General features: G+C 41.0%; 16 protein-coding genes and 1 pseudogene. 11 read left to right on the top strand and 6 right to left on the bottom strand.

The window, feature by feature from the left end:
• Window positions 1-16: 16 nt before the first annotated feature.
• From FTT71_RS05880 to FTT71_RS05890, 3 genes are all read left to right on the top strand, one after another.
• Entirely contained in the window at window positions 17-373 is a 357-nt protein-coding gene (locus tag FTT71_RS05880; RefSeq protein WP_179988821.1) for a NirD/YgiW/YdeI family stress tolerance protein, read from the top strand.
• Between the two features lie 143 nt (window positions 374-516).
• Window positions 517-1,179 carry a response regulator transcription factor gene (locus FTT71_RS05885; protein WP_004972960.1) on the top strand — a complete coding sequence of 221 codons (663 nt, stop codon included), beginning with the start codon at window positions 517-519 and terminating at the stop codon, window positions 1,177-1,179.
• Window positions 1,180-1,196: 17 nt separating this feature from the next.
• On the top strand, window positions 1,197-2,546 hold the full coding sequence (locus FTT71_RS05890) for a HAMP domain-containing sensor histidine kinase (RefSeq protein ID WP_004972962.1): 1,350 nt from the start codon (window positions 1,197-1,199) through the stop codon (window positions 2,544-2,546).
• Between the two features lie 111 nt (window positions 2,547-2,657).
• Here the strand turns inward: FTT71_RS05890 and hemP are convergent, their stop codons facing one another.
• Window positions 2,658-2,828 (bottom strand): hemin uptake protein HemP, encoded by a 171-nt coding sequence (gene hemP, locus FTT71_RS05895; protein WP_004972965.1) that lies wholly within the window; start codon window positions 2,826-2,828, stop codon window positions 2,658-2,660.
• A 138-nt stretch (window positions 2,829-2,966) separates the two neighbouring features.
• On the opposite strand from hemP, the gene FTT71_RS05900 reads away from it, so the two are divergent.
• On the top strand, window positions 2,967-3,866 hold the full coding sequence (locus FTT71_RS05900; RefSeq protein ID WP_179990675.1) for an NUDIX domain-containing protein: 900 nt from the start codon (window positions 2,967-2,969) through the stop codon (window positions 3,864-3,866).
• Window positions 3,867-3,940: 74 nt separating this feature from the next.
• Here FTT71_RS05900 and FTT71_RS05905 read toward each other — a convergent pair whose 3' ends face one another.
• The 3 genes from FTT71_RS05905 to FTT71_RS05915 form a co-directional block, all read right to left on the bottom strand.
• Window positions 3,941-4,459 carry a hypothetical protein gene (locus FTT71_RS05905; protein WP_096901888.1) on the bottom strand — a complete coding sequence of 173 codons (519 nt, stop codon included), beginning with the start codon at window positions 4,457-4,459 and terminating at the stop codon, window positions 3,941-3,943.
• Between the two features lie 72 nt (window positions 4,460-4,531).
• Window positions 4,532-6,925: a penicillin-binding protein 1B gene (gene mrcB / locus FTT71_RS05910; protein WP_180160799.1), complete on the bottom strand. Its 2,394-nt coding sequence runs from the start codon at window positions 6,923-6,925 to the stop codon at window positions 4,532-4,534.
• Window positions 6,926-7,028: 103 nt separating this feature from the next.
• Entirely contained in the window at window positions 7,029-7,559 is a 531-nt protein-coding gene (locus FTT71_RS05915; protein WP_167846107.1) for a hypothetical protein, read from the bottom strand.
• Between the two features lie 289 nt (window positions 7,560-7,848).
• Here FTT71_RS05915 and FTT71_RS05920 point away from each other — a divergent pair, with 289 nt between their 5' ends.
• On the top strand, window positions 7,849-8,766 hold the full coding sequence (locus FTT71_RS05920) for an NAD(+) kinase (protein WP_207973958.1): 918 nt from the start codon (window positions 7,849-7,851) through the stop codon (window positions 8,764-8,766).
• Complete coding sequence (locus FTT71_RS05925) at window positions 8,766-9,035, top strand: YeaC family protein (protein ID WP_004972971.1); 270 nt, start codon at window positions 8,766-8,768, stop codon at window positions 9,033-9,035. The genes FTT71_RS05920 and FTT71_RS05925 overlap by 1 nt, the downstream gene beginning before the upstream one ends.
• A gap of 86 nt (window positions 9,036-9,121) precedes the next feature.
• Here the strand turns inward: FTT71_RS05925 and FTT71_RS05930 are convergent, their stop codons facing one another.
• A complete protein-coding gene (locus FTT71_RS05930; RefSeq protein WP_180060925.1) occupies window positions 9,122-10,132 on the bottom strand; it encodes a glycosyl transferase family protein in 1,011 nt (336 codons plus the stop codon).
• A 240-nt stretch (window positions 10,133-10,372) separates the two neighbouring features.
• Between FTT71_RS05930 and FTT71_RS05935 the strand changes: the two genes are divergently transcribed.
• The 5 genes from FTT71_RS05935 (at window position 10,373) to FTT71_RS05955 (ending at window position 16,892) form a co-directional block, all read left to right on the top strand.
• On the top strand, window positions 10,373-11,515 hold the full coding sequence (locus FTT71_RS05935; protein WP_096901859.1) for an acyl-CoA dehydrogenase family protein: 1,143 nt from the start codon (window positions 10,373-10,375) through the stop codon (window positions 11,513-11,515).
• Between the two features lie 351 nt (window positions 11,516-11,866).
• The gene (pheA, locus tag FTT71_RS05940; RefSeq protein ID WP_004972976.1) at window positions 11,867-12,976 is read left to right on the top strand and encodes a prephenate dehydratase; all 1,110 of its coding nucleotides are present in this window, start codon (window positions 11,867-11,869) and stop codon (window positions 12,974-12,976) included.
• Window positions 12,977-13,049: 73 nt separating this feature from the next.
• Window positions 13,050-14,141, top strand: a complete 1,092-nt coding sequence (gene hisC / locus FTT71_RS05945; RefSeq protein ID WP_004972978.1) for a histidinol-phosphate transaminase — start codon at window positions 13,050-13,052, stop codon at window positions 14,139-14,141.
• 3 nt (window positions 14,142-14,144) lie between these two features.
• Window positions 14,145-16,391 (top strand): bifunctional prephenate dehydrogenase/3-phosphoshikimate 1-carboxyvinyltransferase, encoded by a 2,247-nt coding sequence (locus FTT71_RS05950; RefSeq protein WP_136144523.1) that lies wholly within the window; start codon window positions 14,145-14,147, stop codon window positions 16,389-16,391.
• A gap of 135 nt (window positions 16,392-16,526) precedes the next feature.
• Entirely contained in the window at window positions 16,527-16,892 is a 366-nt protein-coding gene (locus FTT71_RS05955; protein ID WP_004972981.1) for a hypothetical protein, read from the top strand.
• A gap of 73 nt (window positions 16,893-16,965) precedes the next feature.
• Here FTT71_RS05955 and FTT71_RS05960 read toward each other — a convergent pair.
• Window positions 16,966-17,711: pseudogene (locus FTT71_RS05960) on the bottom strand (IS5 family transposase).
• Between the last annotated feature and the right edge of the window lie 164 nt (window positions 17,712-17,875).

Raw genomic sequence — 17,875 nt, forward strand, 5'->3', positions numbered from 1 at the left:
ACAAAAAGGTGAAGCAATGAAATTTACAATGAAAGCAATGTTGATGGCAGGTTTAATGGCAATGGCTTCAATCACCATGGCAAACGACAGCATTAACACCCAAGCACTACATCAAAATGTAACTGTAAAACAAGCTTTAAGCCTGAAAGATGACAGCAAAGTGCAGTTAAAAGGTTATGTGGTGAAATCTATTGGTGATGAAAAATATCAGTTCCGTGATAACACAGGCACTATTACGGTCGATATTGATGATGACTTATGGAATGGCAAAGCAGTTTCTGCCAAAACGCCTGTTACCTTAATTGGTGAAGTGGATATTGATCACAAGCCTACAAAACGTATTGAAATAGATGTGGATCAAGTTCGTTTCTAAATCTACGCTGTGTAAAACAGCATTAGTTGCTACACAAAACTGATTTCACTCAAAAACCACATACGCTGTAAGGTGTATGTGGTTTTATCATGTAAAGTATTTTGAAATCATAAAATTTTGAAGCATAAATAACAGAGGAAGATATGCGCTTACTCTTGGCTGAAGACGATGTATCACAAGCAGAAAGTATAAAAACTTGGCTGGAAATGGATGGTTATAATGTCGATTGGGTTGAACGTGGTGATCATGCCATTTTAGCGATTCAGCAGCATCATTATGATTGTGTGTTGTTAGACCGTGGGTTGCCTAAAAATAGCGGTGATGAAATTCTGCACGCTTTACGACAGCAGCAACAGGACACACCTGTTATTTTTATTACTGCGCGCGATAGTATTCAAGATCGGGTACAGGGACTTGATTTAGGTGCCAATGATTATTTGGTCAAACCGTTTAGCCTTGAAGAACTATCGGCGCGGGTACGCAGTCAGTTACGCAGTGCGCAAAGTCATCCGACACAGCAGCTTGAATTTGCCAACTTGGTTTTAGATACGCAAAGCAAACAAGTGAAAGTGGATGATCAACAGGTCAATTTAACGGCCAAGGAATTCCAGATTTTACATAAACTGATGCAAAACCCGCAGCATGTGGTGACTCGTGAACAGCTCGAAGAGTCTTTATATGCATGGGGCGATGAAATTGAAAGTAATGCGATTGAAGTATTTATTTATCAATTACGCAAAAAAATTGGCAGTAGCCGCATTAAAACCATCCGAGGTTTAGGCTATCGTATGCAGCAAGATAACTAATTCAGTTTGATCTCCGCATGTCTAAACAGGTCATTTCTTTACAGTCCAAACTGGTTAAAAGCTCCGTTTTAAGTTCGGTCTTGGCGGGTGGACTCGCCCTGATTTTATTATTGGCGGTTGCCAGTTATCAGACCATGCGCGTGCATGATGACATTATGGATGAAATAGCCGATATGTTGCTGCGAGCAGACTTGCGTGACCATGCAGGCAATCAGGTCGATGAGTTGAGTGAGCAATTTCATATTGCCTATCAATTGGGATTAGATGATCTGATTTTGACTACCTCTGAAGATGAACATGACATTTCTCAGCTTCACTTGTCTCAGCTTGCCGTGGTATCTGAGCATGGTTTTTCATTTCACTGGCAAGATGGACAAATTTGGCGCAGCTATGTGGCAGAGGAAGATGGCTTGCATGTGATTGTCGCGCAGCCGCTTAAATATCGCTTCAAGGAAATTGCTGCAACCAGTTTAGGTTATGCCGCTATTTTATTGCTGTTGTGGTTGCTGCAATGGGCCATTGTGCATTTTATGATTGGTCGTCAATTTAAGCGGATTCAGCAACTCTCCCAACAAATTGCAGAAAAAAATCAACATGATTTGACGCCAATTATCCCCACACAACCTGAATTGAAAGAACTGCAACCCATGCTGCAGCAATTGAATAAATTGTTGGGGCGAGTAGAGCAGTCTTTAATTGCAGAACAGCGATTTACAGCAGATGCTTCGCATGAATTACGCTCTCCTTTATCTGCCATTCAATTGCGTTTGCAGGTGCTAAAACGTAAATACCAACAACAACCTGAGTTGGCACAAGATTTAGAGCAAATTCAGCGTGATGTCAGTCGTGGTACACAAGTATTGGAAAATTTGCTGTTATTGGCACGTTTAGACCCGACAGATGCGGCATCGTTAAATAAAAGTGCGGTATCTATAGCAGACTTGGTGCAGGAAGTTTTACAAAGTCTGACGCCGTTTATTCAGGAAAAAGCCATTCAGATTCAGTCAGATATTCAACCGATACAAGTGCAAGGCAATCCTGAATTGCTATTTAGCTGCCTGCGCAACTTGATTGACAACGCAGTGCGTTATGCAGCACCTCAAGGACGTATTTGGATTGAAGCGAAACCGCATGAATTGATGCAGGAAATTTGCATCGCCGACAATGGTCATGCAGTGACTGATGACGTTTTGGCACGTTTGGGCGAACGCTTTTACCGTGCTTTAGGCAGTAAAACTCAAGGTTCTGGTTTAGGACTGTCGATTTGTAAGAAAATTATAGAGTTGCATGCAGGAAAAATTGAATTTTCACGTGCTGAACAAGGTGGTTTAAAAGTGCGTATTTTGTTGCCTAAAGCCCAGTTGTAAATATGATTGGTTTTAGGAAGCAAGTTAAAATTAGACAAGTCAGAACTTAAAAGCAGTATGCGCTGATTCATACTGCTGTTTCCACGTTTATTATTGTGTTGATTATTTTAATTATTTTGTGAGAATAAGACGATTGTTACGGGTTAAGCGTAAACGATATTCTTCGCCTGCATGCAAAATACGAATTTCGCGTCCTAGCGCAAACAAGTTATTTGAATGTAACATAGGTAGGGCATGCTGAGTGTCTGAATGACGTGAAAATAAATTAAATGGGGCGTTCATTTTGAGTTACTCCGTGGTGTGTAAGAATTGTTTTAAATGATAATCATTATCATATAAGCCTGTCAACGGATTATTTTTGATTTTATAAAAGTCTACAATTTGCAGTTAAACGTACATTGCAGAAAAGGAAACGGGTTCATGTCCAAGCCAAATATTCATGTGGCAATTGCGCTGTTATTTCATCAAAACAAAGTGTTAGTGGGTTGGCGCGAAGCCAAACAACATCAGGGCAATAAACACGAGTTTCCTGGTGGAAAAGTGGAAGCAGGCGAAACTCCTGTAGATGCCTGCCGCCGTGAGGTGTTTGAAGAAGTTGGTATTGGCATACAGCATTGGCATGCCTTTGATATTATTTGCCATGAATATGATGATGTGATTGTCAATCTGCATATTTTTCAGGCTGCTGTACCTGCGGCTTTATTAAAAGATATTCAAGTGCCTTGGACATGGTTTAGCCGTCCGCAACTTTTAGAGCTGAATTTTCCGCAAGCCAATCGTGCAATTGTGCAACGACTGGCGTGGCAACAGGCTATTAAAGTCAGTGAAGATTTAAAACATTTAGCAAATTTGCCTAAGCAAAAACTGCTGTATTGGCGGGTTGAGCCCAATGCTGCCTGCAAGGTTGAATTGTCAGAATATTGCATTGAGCAACTGGGGCAAGTGATTATCAATTTGGAATTGTGGAAGCAATTAAATACGATTCAGCAACACGCGATTGCAGCAATTCATTTGAAACAATCGCAACTAATGCAATTCCAAAAGGGCGATTTAAAAGTCGGGCAGCGTTATATTGCAGCATGTCATGACATTGTTTCGGCACAACATGCACAGCAAATTGGCTGTGAAGCAATTTTGCTCAGCCCTGTTTTAGCAACTACTACGCATCATGATGCCACACCTTTAGGATGGGAAAAATTCCAACAGATTGCTGAGTTTGTCGATATTCCTGTTTTTGCTTTGGGTGGCTTAACTCAGGATGATTTTGCTACGGCAGAGCAGCATCATGCCTATGGCATTGCAGGCGTACGTTTTATTTGAATTTCTGGTTTGACAAATAAAAAATCGCTGATGTAATTACACTCAGCGATTTTTAGTTTATTAAATCATCGTCCTTACAAATCCTTCAAAGCTTGTTGGGCTTGCGCAAGGCTTTTGGCATTATTTTGTTGCTGTGCTGCTTTTTGAATGACTAACCACAATTGACGTTTCATGGCATCGCTTTGTGCATAGCTTAAACCACGACGTGCCAAGGCTTCTGCATTGGCAGGTTGCTTTTTTTGGTTGGCAATTAAAGCCAAATATAAATAGGTTTCAGCCGCTTGCGGGGCAAGTCGCTGCGCTTGCAAAGCTGCTGTTTCGGCCTGATTGAATTGACCTTGTTTATAAGCGGTCTGGGTTTGCTGCATCAACTTTTGAAAAGCAGGCAAACTACGACCATCCTCTAATTTTTGTTGCACGGTTTGTTGTGGCACCACCACTTGCAACGATTGACGCTTAATTTCTTCACGTTCATAAGGACGAATCACCACACCTTCTGGTGTCGTCACAGTTTTAGGTTTTTCAGGCACAGGCTGAGGAGCAGGCGGTTCAGGTAAACTCTGGCAAGCTACAATCGTTGCCATCGCACCCATAGCGAATGTGGTGAAAAAAACCTGTCTTAAACGTGATAATTTCATAAGCGTAACTGACCGATATCCTCAAGTTTAATTGATATAACTGCCACTTGAGATGACACGACCATCGGTATTGTCATCTGTTACGGGTTCAGTTTCACGGATATAATTTTCGATACTGTCACTGGTTTCAGGAGCTGTTTGCTGAGTTTCAGTATCGGGTTGGTAAACGGGTTCAACTTGATAGTGTGAAAAACCACATGCGGTTGCCTGACGCGGTACATTATTACGATTCACTGGAATATACATCGCACCTTCACAGCCTTGTGCAGATAAATGCCCAGAACTGCGGTCAATCCAATGCCATTGAATTTGTTCGGTCTGACGTAAGTTGACAGGTTTTTGACGCAATTGCTGCATCACATTACTCCAGACAGGCAAAGCACCAGACGAGCCTGTTAAGCCTGTGACTTTGTTATCATCCAAACCAAGCCATACAACGGCTAAATAATTGCCTGAATAGCCCGCAAACCATGAATCACGAGTATCATTGGTTGTACCTGATTTGCCTGCCAATTTTAAATCTGTCGATAAGCTATTATAAGCTGAACGACCTGTACCAGAACTCATCACTTGCTGTAAGCCATAATTCAAAATATAGGCGGCAGAAGGATCAATAGTTTGTTGTACAGTTAAACCATAACGATCCAGTAAACGTCCATTGGCATCGACCACGGTACGAATCGCTTTGGTCGGATATTTAAAACCACCTGTGGCAAAGTTGCCATAAATATCCATCACCTGCATTGGTGATAAATCTACCGCACCCAAGAAAATAGATGGATATTGCGGAATCGCATCACTTGGTACACCAAATTTAATGAGGTGATTACGGAAGGTGGATAGTCCAAACTCCTGACCCAAACGAACTGCAGACAGGTTATAAGACTGCGATAAGGCTTGTGACATAGACACAATCCCATGGTCGCTGCCACTGTAATTACGTGGTGTCCAAGATTTACCATCAATTGGGATGCTGATCTGACTGTCTTCTACAGGACTTGCCCAGTTATATCGACCAGACTCAATTGCACTTAAATAAATAATCGGTTTGAGCAATGAGCCAACTTGACGTTTGGCATCCAAGGCACGGTTAAAACCCGTAAAATCTTGCGTAGAACCTACCGCTGCCACTAACTCGCCATTTTCAGGATGAGAAATCAGCACCGCGCCTTGTAAATCTTTTAAACGCTTTGGATTGGCTTTACTTAAACGCTCAACCGATGCTTTAAAGGCATTTTGTACATTGGTTTGTGCAATCGGATCAAGCGTCGTGAAGATACGCAAACCCTGATTGGTCAAATCTCCTTCTTGATATTCAGTACGTAATTGGCGGCGGACAATATCTAAAAAGTCAGGGAAACGGGCAGGGCCAATGGTCGGTTTTGTAATGACATTTAAGGGACGCGCAGTTTCTTTTTCATATTGTTCTTGGTTTAAATAACCCATCACCAACATATTGTTTAGTACAATGTCACGACGTTTTTTGGCAGCTTCAGGGTTGCGCCAAGGATTATATAATGATGGACCTTGTACCAAACCGACCAAAAAGGCTTGTTGTGAAATGTTTAGCTCACGCAACGGCATACCAAAATAAAACTGTGAAGCTAGACCATAACCATTAATAGAATAGTTACCGTTTTGACCTAAATTCACCTCATTTAAATAGGCTTCTAAAATTTCATCTTTGCTGTAATGCAACTCAATCAGCATAGCCATGAGTGCTTCATTGGCTTTACGTTTTAAAGTGCGCTCTGGGCTTAAATAAAAGTTTTTCACCAATTGCTGCGTAAGGGTAGAACCACCCTGACGTTTGCCACCCGTGACGTTGCTGACAATGGCACGTGCAGTACCACGAATTGAAACGCCGTGGTGTTGATAGAAATTACGATCTTCGGTGGCAATAAGAGCTTCAATGAGTGGTTTAGGCACTTTATTCAGTTTAATCAGCACTCGATCTTCATTGTGCTGCGGATAGATTCCGCCAATCAACATCGGTTCTAAACGTGCAATGCCTGTATTAGAAGGCTTGGTGGCACTCACCTCACTAATTTGATTATTGGCAAAGCTGACTTTTAAAACCTGTTCAGGTTCAACACTATCGCCAAAGTCAAAACCACGGGTATGCACAAATAAAGTATTACCATCGCTGACATAACTGCCTGATTTAGCGTAATTATCTGTATTTTTATAGCCAAGCAGTTTTAGTTCTTGAGTAAAGTCGGTCTGGCTGACAGGTGCATTGTTATACACTTCTAATGGGCGTGCAAAAACCTTGGCTGGAATATCCCAACGCTGTCCTTCAAATTTGTCTCTGACAATATTATCCAGACGAATCAAGTAGATACTAAATGCAATAAATCCACCAATAACGATGATGCAAAATAGTAATGCAATTATGCCTATGCCACGCTCAGACTTCATAAATCGCGATAAGATCCTGATAAATTTTGCTAATCATGCGAAGCTTTTACTGAATTTGCAATAATTAATCTGTGACTGAAGGGAAAAATTATGCTCAATTTAATTAAATAGTATTAGCTTGTTGTAAACCTTCGCAGTGATTAAGGTTGGTGCTTAAGTCCAAGATACGATTCATGTGTAGGTCAAAAAATTTATAAGTAAAACTAAAACCTGCATTTAAATAAGGTTGCAAATATTCATCATTACAATTGGTTTCAGTAATCAAGCGAATATATTCTGCGGTAAAATCAGATTTTGTTAGCGGGGTAATAATGGTATAGGCAACATCTTTATCTATGAGAATTACATCTATAAAGGTTGATTTATCTTCATTTTGCAAAGGGAAGGACAGTTTTGTATCTTCTATATCTACTTTAAGTTGTTCCAAAAGATTTTTGTCTGACTGATTTGGTAGGGTGTTTTGAGAAAGACTAACCTTGTTTTCAATAGGCTGAACAAAACTTACGGGTTTATTAGTGTTAAATTCTTGCGCTTTTTCTTGATAGAAATTTAAGTAATCATGTTTAGCCAAAAACATAAGTCCAGCAAAAAATATTCCTGCTCCGTAAATGGCTAAATATTTATTAAGATTCATAAAAATGACCGATATATTCTTTAGAATTTAAGAGTAAAAAAAGATGTGGTTAGAAGTGTGTAGCATACAGATTTTTTATTGTTTTAGCTTGTTAGAAATTTTAAATATATTTGATTTTTCTCGTTTTATAGTTATCTTATTTTGCGAAAAATTTGTGTATGAAAAAGTTTGATAATATAACGATAAATGATGAGAAATAGTGTACTAAAAAATTAGAATTTTGAATCACTAAAGTTTTTTTAAATCAACTAGGTTAGTGCTATGATAGGCGTCGAATCGTAGCGGAGCGATATCGCAGGTGCAAATTTCACATAAGAACTTTCGGAACATTGGACTGATTGGTCGTCCAGACAAATATTCTGTTGTAGAAACATTATGTCTGATTCACGACCATATTTTAGGATTGGGTTTGCATCCCGTTTTTGATTCTGACACTGCTCAACTTGTACCTTATAACAATACCCAAACAGTTAGCCGTGCTTTATTAGGCGAAGTGGTCGATTTGGTGATTGTGGTGGGTGGTGATGGTTCATTGCTGCATGCAGCACGCGCTTTGGTTAAATACAATACCCCTGTAATTGGTGTGAACCGCGGGCGTTTAGGCTTTTTAACCGATATTAAACCGACAGAAGTAATCTTTAAACTTGATCAGGTTTTGCAAGGGCATTTTCAGTCAGACCGCCGTTTTTTACTGGAAATGGAAGTGCGCTCTAAAGGCGAAATCATTTATGAAGCCATTGCCTTAAATGATGTGGTGCTACATTCGGGTAAGTCGGTTCACATGATTGACTTTGAACTGAATATTGATGGGCAATATGTCTATCGTCAGCACAGTGATGGTTTAATCGTTTCGACCCCAACAGGTTCAACGGCTTATGCTTTGTCGGGTGGTGGCCCAATTGTACATCCGAGCATGGATGCAATTGCATTGGTGCCTATGCATCCACATACCTTGTCTTCACGCCCAATTGTGGTGGGTGGACACAGCGAAATTAAAATCAATATTCGTGAAAACCGTGTGTTGCCGATGGTTAGTGCTGACGGTCAACATAGTGTTTCATTAAATGTCGGAGATAGTTTGCATATCCGCAAACATCCTTATAAATTAAATTTATTACATCCACCAGGTTATGACTTCTATATGGCATGTCGTACCAAATTAGGGTGGAATCAAGATTTTGAATCAATGCAACAGCAGGATGAATGATGAATATTGAACAAATGCTTGCCGTACTCGATCCTGAAATTGTTGGACGTTTAAAAACGGCAATTGAAATTGGCAAGTGGCCAAACGGTGTTGCGCTGACCCAAGAGCAACGTCAAATTTGTATGCAAGCAGTGTATGCGTGGGAAATGAAAAACCTGCCTGAAACTGAGCGTAGTGGCTATATTGACCGTGGCACTAAAGAAGAAGGCGAGCAGTGTGATGACGATCATCACAAGCATGAAGAATTTAAACCGATTCGTTTTGTTTAAATGATGTAAGAAAGCTTTCAGAAAAATTGAAAATACAAAAAAAGACACCTGAGATGGGTGTCTTTTTTTGTATTTTCAATGACGTTTTAGTTGTGACGATTTTGCCAAAGCTGCTGTGCGTTTTGCATCGCTACAGCATAATCATCACAAACGCCCATGGTATATAAAGCGATACCTATGGTTTCGGTAATGGCGACTTCACCATACTCATGAGTTTGCTGATCTAGCCAGACGGCTTTAAATACTGCCAAATCCAGTTCTTCTTCTATAGGGCTGCGGTTATCGGTCAGTTTAGGCAGTTCGTGTTCATATAAAGCGCCATTTTTGATGCCACAAATTAAAGTTTTGGCATCGGGGTTGCGTTCAAACTCGCCACCTTCGCCTTTAATCACTGCACTGTTTTGATAACCCAGCTGAAATGCGGCTTGTTGATGTGAACTGCGATAAGCGGGGTGGAAGATCGCCTGCATGGTGGCTTTGGCATTAAAAGGATTGATTAAACGGGCAAGGGTATGAATAGGAGAACGTAAACCCATCACATTGCGTAAATTAATCAACTCACTCAAAATCGGTGAAATAACATCTAAAGGTAAATAAGCAAAATTACGCTGCGCTAATTGTTGCTCAACGTCTAGGTCATTTTGGCAAATTGGATAATCTAAATATTGCAGTGCTTGTTCGGTATATAAACGGTTGATGGTATGCCCAGAAGCACCATGCATCACCACTTTATAGCCATGTTTTGCTAAAGTCAGCGCTGCCAATAAAAACCACGGATAATGTCTGCGTTTACCTGCATAAGATGACCAGTCTAAATCGACCTGAAGCGGTTTAAATTGCAGTTGATCACGGGTAGCTTGTACAAAACCTGCCAACTCCTCTACAGATTCTTCCTTCACACGCAGCAACATTAAAAAAGCACCCAATTGCACATCCAACACTTCATTGCGCAAAATCATAGAAAAAGCTTGATAGGCCTCGTCATAGGTCAGTGAACGTGCGCCTGTTTTGCCTTTGCCAATAATTCGAATAAATTGTGCGAATGGATGTTCTGCATCTTTATAAATATTTCTTTTATTGGGGTTTGTATTTGGCATAAGCGAGTTCACACACATCTTTAGTTAGTATACTAGTGTATAAACTTCGGCAACAGTTTGCAGCACTATTCACAGCTTCAGCTTGTACGAGCTGCCACAAGTTTCATTGCATATCTGAAATGACGACTAAAGTTTGACTGTAAAGTAAGACAATCTGTAGGGATAAAACATGACAGCCTGTATAAAAATGCATAGCATGGATACTATTGAAAACAACAATTGAAAAATAAAGGATTGGATATGCTGGCTTATGATGCTGATTTAGAATTATTTAGAGATAACTTTCGACGTTTTATGCAGGAGCATATTGCACCGCATTATGCTGCGTGGGAACGTGAGGGCATCATGCCGCGCAGCGTGTGGAATCTGTTAGGTGAAAATGGCTTTTTATGTATTGATGTGCCTGAAGAATATGGCGGCTATGGTGTTCCAACGCATTATTCCCTAATGTTGGTCGAAGAGTCGGCACGTGCAGGTTATAGCGCACTCTCTACAGGTATTTCCTGTCACTCTGAAATCGCTGCGCCGTACATTTTGCATATTGGTACAGAAGAACAAAAACAATACTGGCTGCCTAAAATGGTGTCGGGTGAAGTGGTTGGTGCAATTGGCATGACCGAGCCAGGTGCGGGTTCAGACTTACAAGCCATGCGTACCAACGCCATTTTGCAAGATGATCATTATGTACTGAATGGTTCTAAAACCTTTATTTCTAACGGTCAGCATGCAGACTTAGTGGTTTTGGCAGTAAAAACAGATCCGCAAGCACGTGCCAAAGGCGTGTCGCTCATGTTGGTCGATACTCATTTAGAAGGCTTTAAAAAAGGCACCAATTTGGAAAAAATTGGTTTGCATTCACAAGACACGTCAGAGCTATTCTTTGACAATGTCAAAGTGCCGAAAAATCAATTGTTAGGACAGGCAGGGCATGGTTTTGCCTATTTAATGCAAGAATTGCCACGTGAACGTACTGCGATTGCAGCTACTGCATTGGGTGCTATTCGAGGTTCAATTGATGTGACCACACAATATGTGCAAGAGCGTCAGGCGTTTGGACAAGCCATTGGTCAGTTCCAGAACACCCGTTTTGTTTTGGCACAGGCTAAAATTGATGAATTGGCAACCGCTGCTTTTTATAATCAAAACGTCGAATTGTATATGCAGGGCAAACTGGACGTCGAAACTGCAGCCGCTTTAAAAAGCTTTGCGACAGATATGCAAATGAAAATTGCCGATCAATTGCTGCAACTGTTTGGCGGTTATGGCTATATGACGGAATACCCGATTTCTCGTTTCTTTGTCGATGCGCGAATCCAGCGAATTTACGGTGGAACCAATGAAATTATGAAAGAAATTGTCGCGCGTGGTTTATTGGGGCGTTAAAACAATGCCTAAAAGTCCAATTGAATAAAGATCAAGGATCATCTCCAGAGTCAGCCCAGTGCTGGCTCTTTTTTTATGAATTTGATCAGACTTAAAAGCAATGAGCTGATTGATAATTACACTTAAAAATAAAATTACACCGCTTAGAATTAGAGATGCAAAAAAGAAAAGCATAGTTGCCCAGTTTTAAGCGGTACGTTGTGCAAAGTTGCGGCTTAAATGTATAGATTGGTGATGCTTTGATCAACTGTATGTTTTTAAATCTGAAACACTGAAAGTTGTATTGCGCAACATTTGAAAGCTAACTATTGTTATACTATTTGCAAAATGTTTATGAAGGGCGACATAACAATGATCCAAGACGATCAGAACACAACGACTTCTCTTGATCTCGCTAAAATCCGTGAAGATATTGACTCTGTAGATCAACAGATTCAGCAGCTGATTAACCGTCGAGCACGACTTGCTGAAGCGGTGGCGAAAGCAAAATTTGCAGCAGAAGAGAGCCCGTTGTTTTACCGTCCTGAACGTGAGGCGCAAGTTTTACGTAATGTTATGGAACGCAACGAAGGGCCGTTGTCTGATGTGACCATGGCACGTTTATTCCGTGAAATTATGTCGGCATGTTTGGCACTTGAAGCGCCACAAAGTATTGCGTTTTTAGGGCCAATTGGTACTTATACGCATTCCGCAGTACTTAAACATTTTGGTCAAGATGCGATTGTGCGTCCTTTGCCTACTATTGATGAAGTTTTCCGTGAAGTGGAAGCAGGCAGTGCACACTATGGTTTAGTACCTGTCGAAAACTCATCTGAAGGTGTGGTGAACCATACTTTAGATTGCTTTAAATCATCGCCATTAAATGTGATTGGTGAAGTAGAATTGCGTATTCATCACCAATTCCTTGTGTCAGAAAACACTCGTAAAGACAGCATTAAACAAATTTATGCGCATCAGCAAACTTTGGCACAATGCCGTAAATGGTTAGATGTACATTATCCGGGTGTAGAACGTGTGGCACTCAGCTCCAATGCAGAAGCAGCGCGCCGTATTCGTAATGAATGGCATTCTGCTGCAATTGCTTCTGAAATTGCGGCCAATATTTACGAACTCGAAATTTTACATAGCAATATTGAAGATAACCCAGAAAATACCACACGTTTCTTGGTGATTGGTCGTGAGAAAGTTCCACCAAGTGGCAATGATAAAACTTCATTGTTGGTGTCTGCACATGACCGCGCAGGGGCATTGCTTGAGATTCTTGCACCATTTGCGAAGCACAATATTAGCTTGACCAGTATTGAAACACGTCCTGCCTTGCCTGAAAAATGGGCCTATGTATTCTTCATTGACCTAGAAGGGCATGTCGAGCAAGACAATGTCCGTGCAGCGATTGAAGAAATCCGTCCATTGGTGAAAGAAATTCGTGTCTTGGGTTCTTATCCTGCTGCCGTGTTGTAATCGTATTTAATTCAGTGATGTGCATGTTTGTCATGCGCGCCACATTCACCACCTAGTCAACTGGAAGTGTAAAATGTCGTTTGTCCCAGCCAATGAAGGCATCTCGAAGTTAAAGCCTTATCAACCAGGTAAACCAATCAGTGAACTTGAGCGTGAGTTGGGGATTACAGATATCGTCAAACTTGCTTCAAATGAAAACCCATTGGGCTGTTCAGACAAAGTCAAAGAAGCCGTTGCAGCAGAAATTGCTGAAATTGGTCGCTATCCAGATGGTGGTGGTTTTATTTTAAAAGACCAAATTCAAAAACAATTTGGCTTTGCGCATGACCGTATTACTTTGGGTAATGGTTCAAACGATTTGCTAGAAATGTTTGCTCGCGCATTCGTTTCAGATCAAGATTCAGTGTTGTATAGCCAACATGCCTTTGCAGTATATGCTTTGGTAACGCAAGCGATTAATGCTCAAGCGATTGAAGTGCCTGCCAAAGGCTTCTCACATGACTTGGATGCTATGGCAGCAGCAATTCAAGACAACACCAAGTTAATTTTTATTGCTAACCCAAATAACCCAACAGGCACATGGTTTGAAGAGGCTGAATTTGAAGCCTTTATGCAAAAAGTTCCTGCACGGGTGATTGTGGTATTAGATGAAGCCTATGTGGAATATTTCCCAGAAAACTTCAACAGCCTTAAATTCCTTGAGCAATATCCAAACTTAATCGTGAGCCGTACTTTATCTAAGTGCTATGGTTTGGCGGCGCTGCGCGTTGGTTTTGCTTTAGCTTCTGCAGAAGTGACCGATTATTTAAACCGTATTCGTCAACCATTTAACGTCAATCACTTGGCAATGGTGGCTGCGGTTGCGGCATTAAAAGACGAAGATTTTATCGAAAAATCACGTATTGCCAACAAAGCAGGCATGGCGCAATTGGAAGCAGGCTTTAAAGCATTGGGTCTGAATTATGTGCCTTCACGTGCTAACTTTATTTTGGTAGATGTAGAAGCCGATCCGGGTCAAACTTTTAATGCCTTATTGAAAGAAGGTGTAATTGTACGTCCTGTGGGTATTACGACCCATTTACGTGTTTCAATTGGCACAGAAGCAGAAAATGCCAAGTTCCTGCGTGCATTAGCCAAAGTATTGGGCAAGGAAGCGAAGGCATAAAACATGGCGCAACCATTGTTTGAAAAAGTTGCATTTATCGGACTCGGGCTAATAGGCTCGAGTTTGGCACGTGTAATGCTGGCAGAAAACTTAAGTCGGCATATTGTGGCATCGACCCGTTCTGAAAAAACGCTGCAAGATGCTTTGGAATTAGGATTAATTGAACAAGGCTTTAACAATCCTGTAGATGCGGTACAAGGCGCAGATTTAGTGGTGTTGGCGCTACCTGTGCAAGCTACAGAAAAAGTCTTGCGATTAATTCAGCCACATTTGGCAGATAATGTAATTCTGACCGATGTAGGCAGCACCAAAGGCAGTGTCGTGGCTGCAGCCAAAGCGGTTTTTGGAGAACATTTACCTGCAGGTTTTGTACCCGGGCATCCAATTGCTGGGGCAGAGCATACAGGCGTGCATGCAGGCAAGGTTGATTTATTTGCCAATCACAAAGTCATTTTGACACCATTGCCAAGCAGTGCGCCGTGGGCAGTCAATAAACTGATTCAAATGTGGGAAAGCGCCAAAGCCGAAGTAATTTGCATGGATGTGGAAAAACATGATGAGGTATTGGCGTATACCAGTCATCTTCCACATTTAATGGCCTTTAATTTGGTCGAACAATTGGCAAATCGGGAAGATAATTTAGACATTTTCCGCTATGCTGCAGGTGGCTTTCGTGACTTCTCACGTATTGCTGCCAGCGATCCACAAATGTGGCATGACATTTTCTTGGCCAATAAAACTGCATTGTTAAAAGCGGTGGATGGCTTTGAAAGTCAACTCGCGATTATTCGCCAACTGATTGAACAAGAAGACTCGCATGCTTTAATGGGCTTGCTTGGACATGCACAAGCGGCACGACAGCATTTTAATCATATGCTCGCCAAGAAACCTTTTATGGAGAACAATAACGTGACACAACAATTTACGATTTTGCCGGGTGCTAAGACTTTCCAAGGTAAATTTACCGTACCGGGTGACAAATCTGTGTCACATCGTTCCATTATGTTTGGTGCAATTGCCGAAGGCACTACGCATGTGACAGGTTTCCTTGAAGGTGAAGATGCATTGGCGACTTTGCAAGCATTTCGTGATATGGGTGTGAGCATTGAAGGCCCTAAAAATGGTGAAGTCACCATTCATGGCGTAGGCATGCAAGGTTTAAAAGCACCTGCAAGCGCAATTTATATGGGCAACTCAGGCACATCTATGCGTTTGTTGGCAGGCATGTTATCTGCACAGCAGTTTGATTCTGTTATGACAGGTGATGCGTCATTGACCAAGCGTCCAATGGAACGTATTGCTAAACCATTGCGTGAAATGGGTGCACAAATTCAAACGACGGGTGAACGTGGCACACCGCCAGTATCGATTACAGGTGCGCAAGCGCTGAAAGGTATTCACTATGATTTGCCAATGGCATCTGCACAGGTGAAATCAGGTATTTTATTGGCAGGGCTTTGGGCAGAAGGTGAAACTTCAGTGACTGAGCCTGAACCAACGCGTGACCATACCGAACGTATGTTACGTGCATTTGGTTATGAAGTGAAAACTGAAGGTAACCGTATTTCATTGCAAGGCGGCGGTAAATTGGTGGGTACAGATATTCAAGTACCTTCTGATATTTCATCTGCGGCATTCTTCATGGTGGGTGCAGCCATTACAGAAAATTCAGATGTAACCTTAGAAGCGGTGGGCATTAACCCAACCCGTACAGGTGTGATTGAAATTCTGAAACAAATGGGTGCAGACCTGAGCGTGGAAAATGAACGTATTGCAGGCGGTGAACCAATTGCAGATATTCGTATTCGTGGTTCACGTACTTTAAAAGGGATTCATGTTCCTGAAGATCAAGTGCCATTGGCGATTGATGAATTTCCTGCATTGTTCATTGCTGCAGCTTGTGCTGAAGGTCAAACTGTACTGACAGGTGCTGCAGAATTGCGCGTAAAAGAATCAGACCGTATTCAAGTGATGGCAGATGGTTTAAAAACCATGGGCATTGACTGCACACCAACTGACGATGGCATCATCATTCAGGGTAAAGGCAAAGCAGGCGACTGGTCAGCGATATTTACAGGCGGCGAGATTGAATCACATCATGACCATCGTATCGCCATGAGTTTCTCTATGGCAGGCTTGCGTACTTCTGGTGAAATTAAAATTGTAGGTACAGAAACAGTAGCAACAAGTTTCCCTACCTTTACTGAGCTTGCAGGTGTGGCAGGTCTGAATATTCAAGTGACAGAATAAGCCAAAACGATAGGGGCTGCGATGAAGAGTCGCAAAGCCTAGACTTTATGCTGAAACAGCCAAGCTTTTGCTTGGCTGTTTGCGTTTTATTGCTTATGCTAAACCCATACAAGAAAAAAGCCTTTGGGTTCGAGCATGCGCAAATTAAAATTTATGGCGAATTGTGAAAATAAACAAGAGTTACAAGATTGCACTTTGGCACAGAATTATGTGGCGAATTTACTTTCACAAAACTTATCTCACTATGGCTTTCAAACGTTGCCGCAGAGTGGTGCACAAGTCGCTGTAAGTGTAGATCAACATGCGCTGCCTTTGGCTGTGAACTGTCAAAGCCGTGGTGAAGATGGACATCTTGTTTGTGAAATTACTTCATACCCCAATGAAGAACAAGACTGGCTAGAACGGATTACAGAGCAAAGTTTATTAAATCAATTGGCGCAAGCGGTAGAAAATACTCTGAAAGAAGACCAATCTTTTAGTGAATTTGAGTGGAAAGGTTAAACTAGGACGATATGTGTTGGATGTTTAAAATCTATACATGATTTTTAAATTAAAAATAGGGTCTGTTGACATTTCATAAAGGCAGCCACAGATAAATACAAGCTAAGGCAACTGCGCTTCGAAAGTTTCGCTTTAGTTTATCAAACCGTGTAGCAATTCCTCGGAATTGCTTCAAACGGCAAAAAGCATTCTCAACTAAGTGTCTGATTTTATATAAATACCAGTCCATATGATCATTACTTGATTTCGTGTTTGATTTCTTCGGTATATTCGCTTTAGCACTTTAATTTTTAATCTGCTCTCTTAATATTTCAGAATCATAGCCTTTATCCATACAGACTATTTCAGTGTCAGTTAAATCTAATTGTTCGACTAAAATAGGGGCAACTTTGACATCATGGGTGGTTCCATCTGAAATAATAAATTCGATCGGGTTACCGTGAGAGTCAATAGCTAAGTGAATTTTAGAACTATTACCCCCAACACTTTTTGAAATATCCTGATTAGGGATTTCTGCTGAATGTTGGTGTGCTCTAACATGAGTAGCATCAATAAATATCCATTCACGATCAGCGTTCTCTGAGAATATTTTAAATATTTTCATTATCTTATCTTTATTAGACCAGCGATTGTACTTTTTAAAAATTGAGTTCGGATTACCAAAAACCTCGGGTAAATCTCTCGAAGGGCATCCTGTTCTAATACGATATAGGATTGCCTCAAAAAAATTTCTCAAATTTGATTTGAGATAAATATTAAAATTGCGAGAATAGCTTTTAACTTAGACCAGTGTTGATCATTCAACATTTTACGAGGTATAGCGAGTAGTGAATTTGGTTTGGCGATTGAATTTTACTATCTCGCTATTTTTTTATACAGCAAATGTCAACAGATCCTATTCATTTTTTAATTGAAATGTCATCTAAATGACACATCGCAACCGTATATTAAGCAGCAAGAACAATACAACAAAATAATTTTTA

The sequence above is a fragment of the Acinetobacter sp. YH01004 genome (assembly GCF_013420455.1).
GTDB lineage: Bacteria > Pseudomonadota > Gammaproteobacteria > Pseudomonadales > Moraxellaceae > Acinetobacter > Acinetobacter towneri.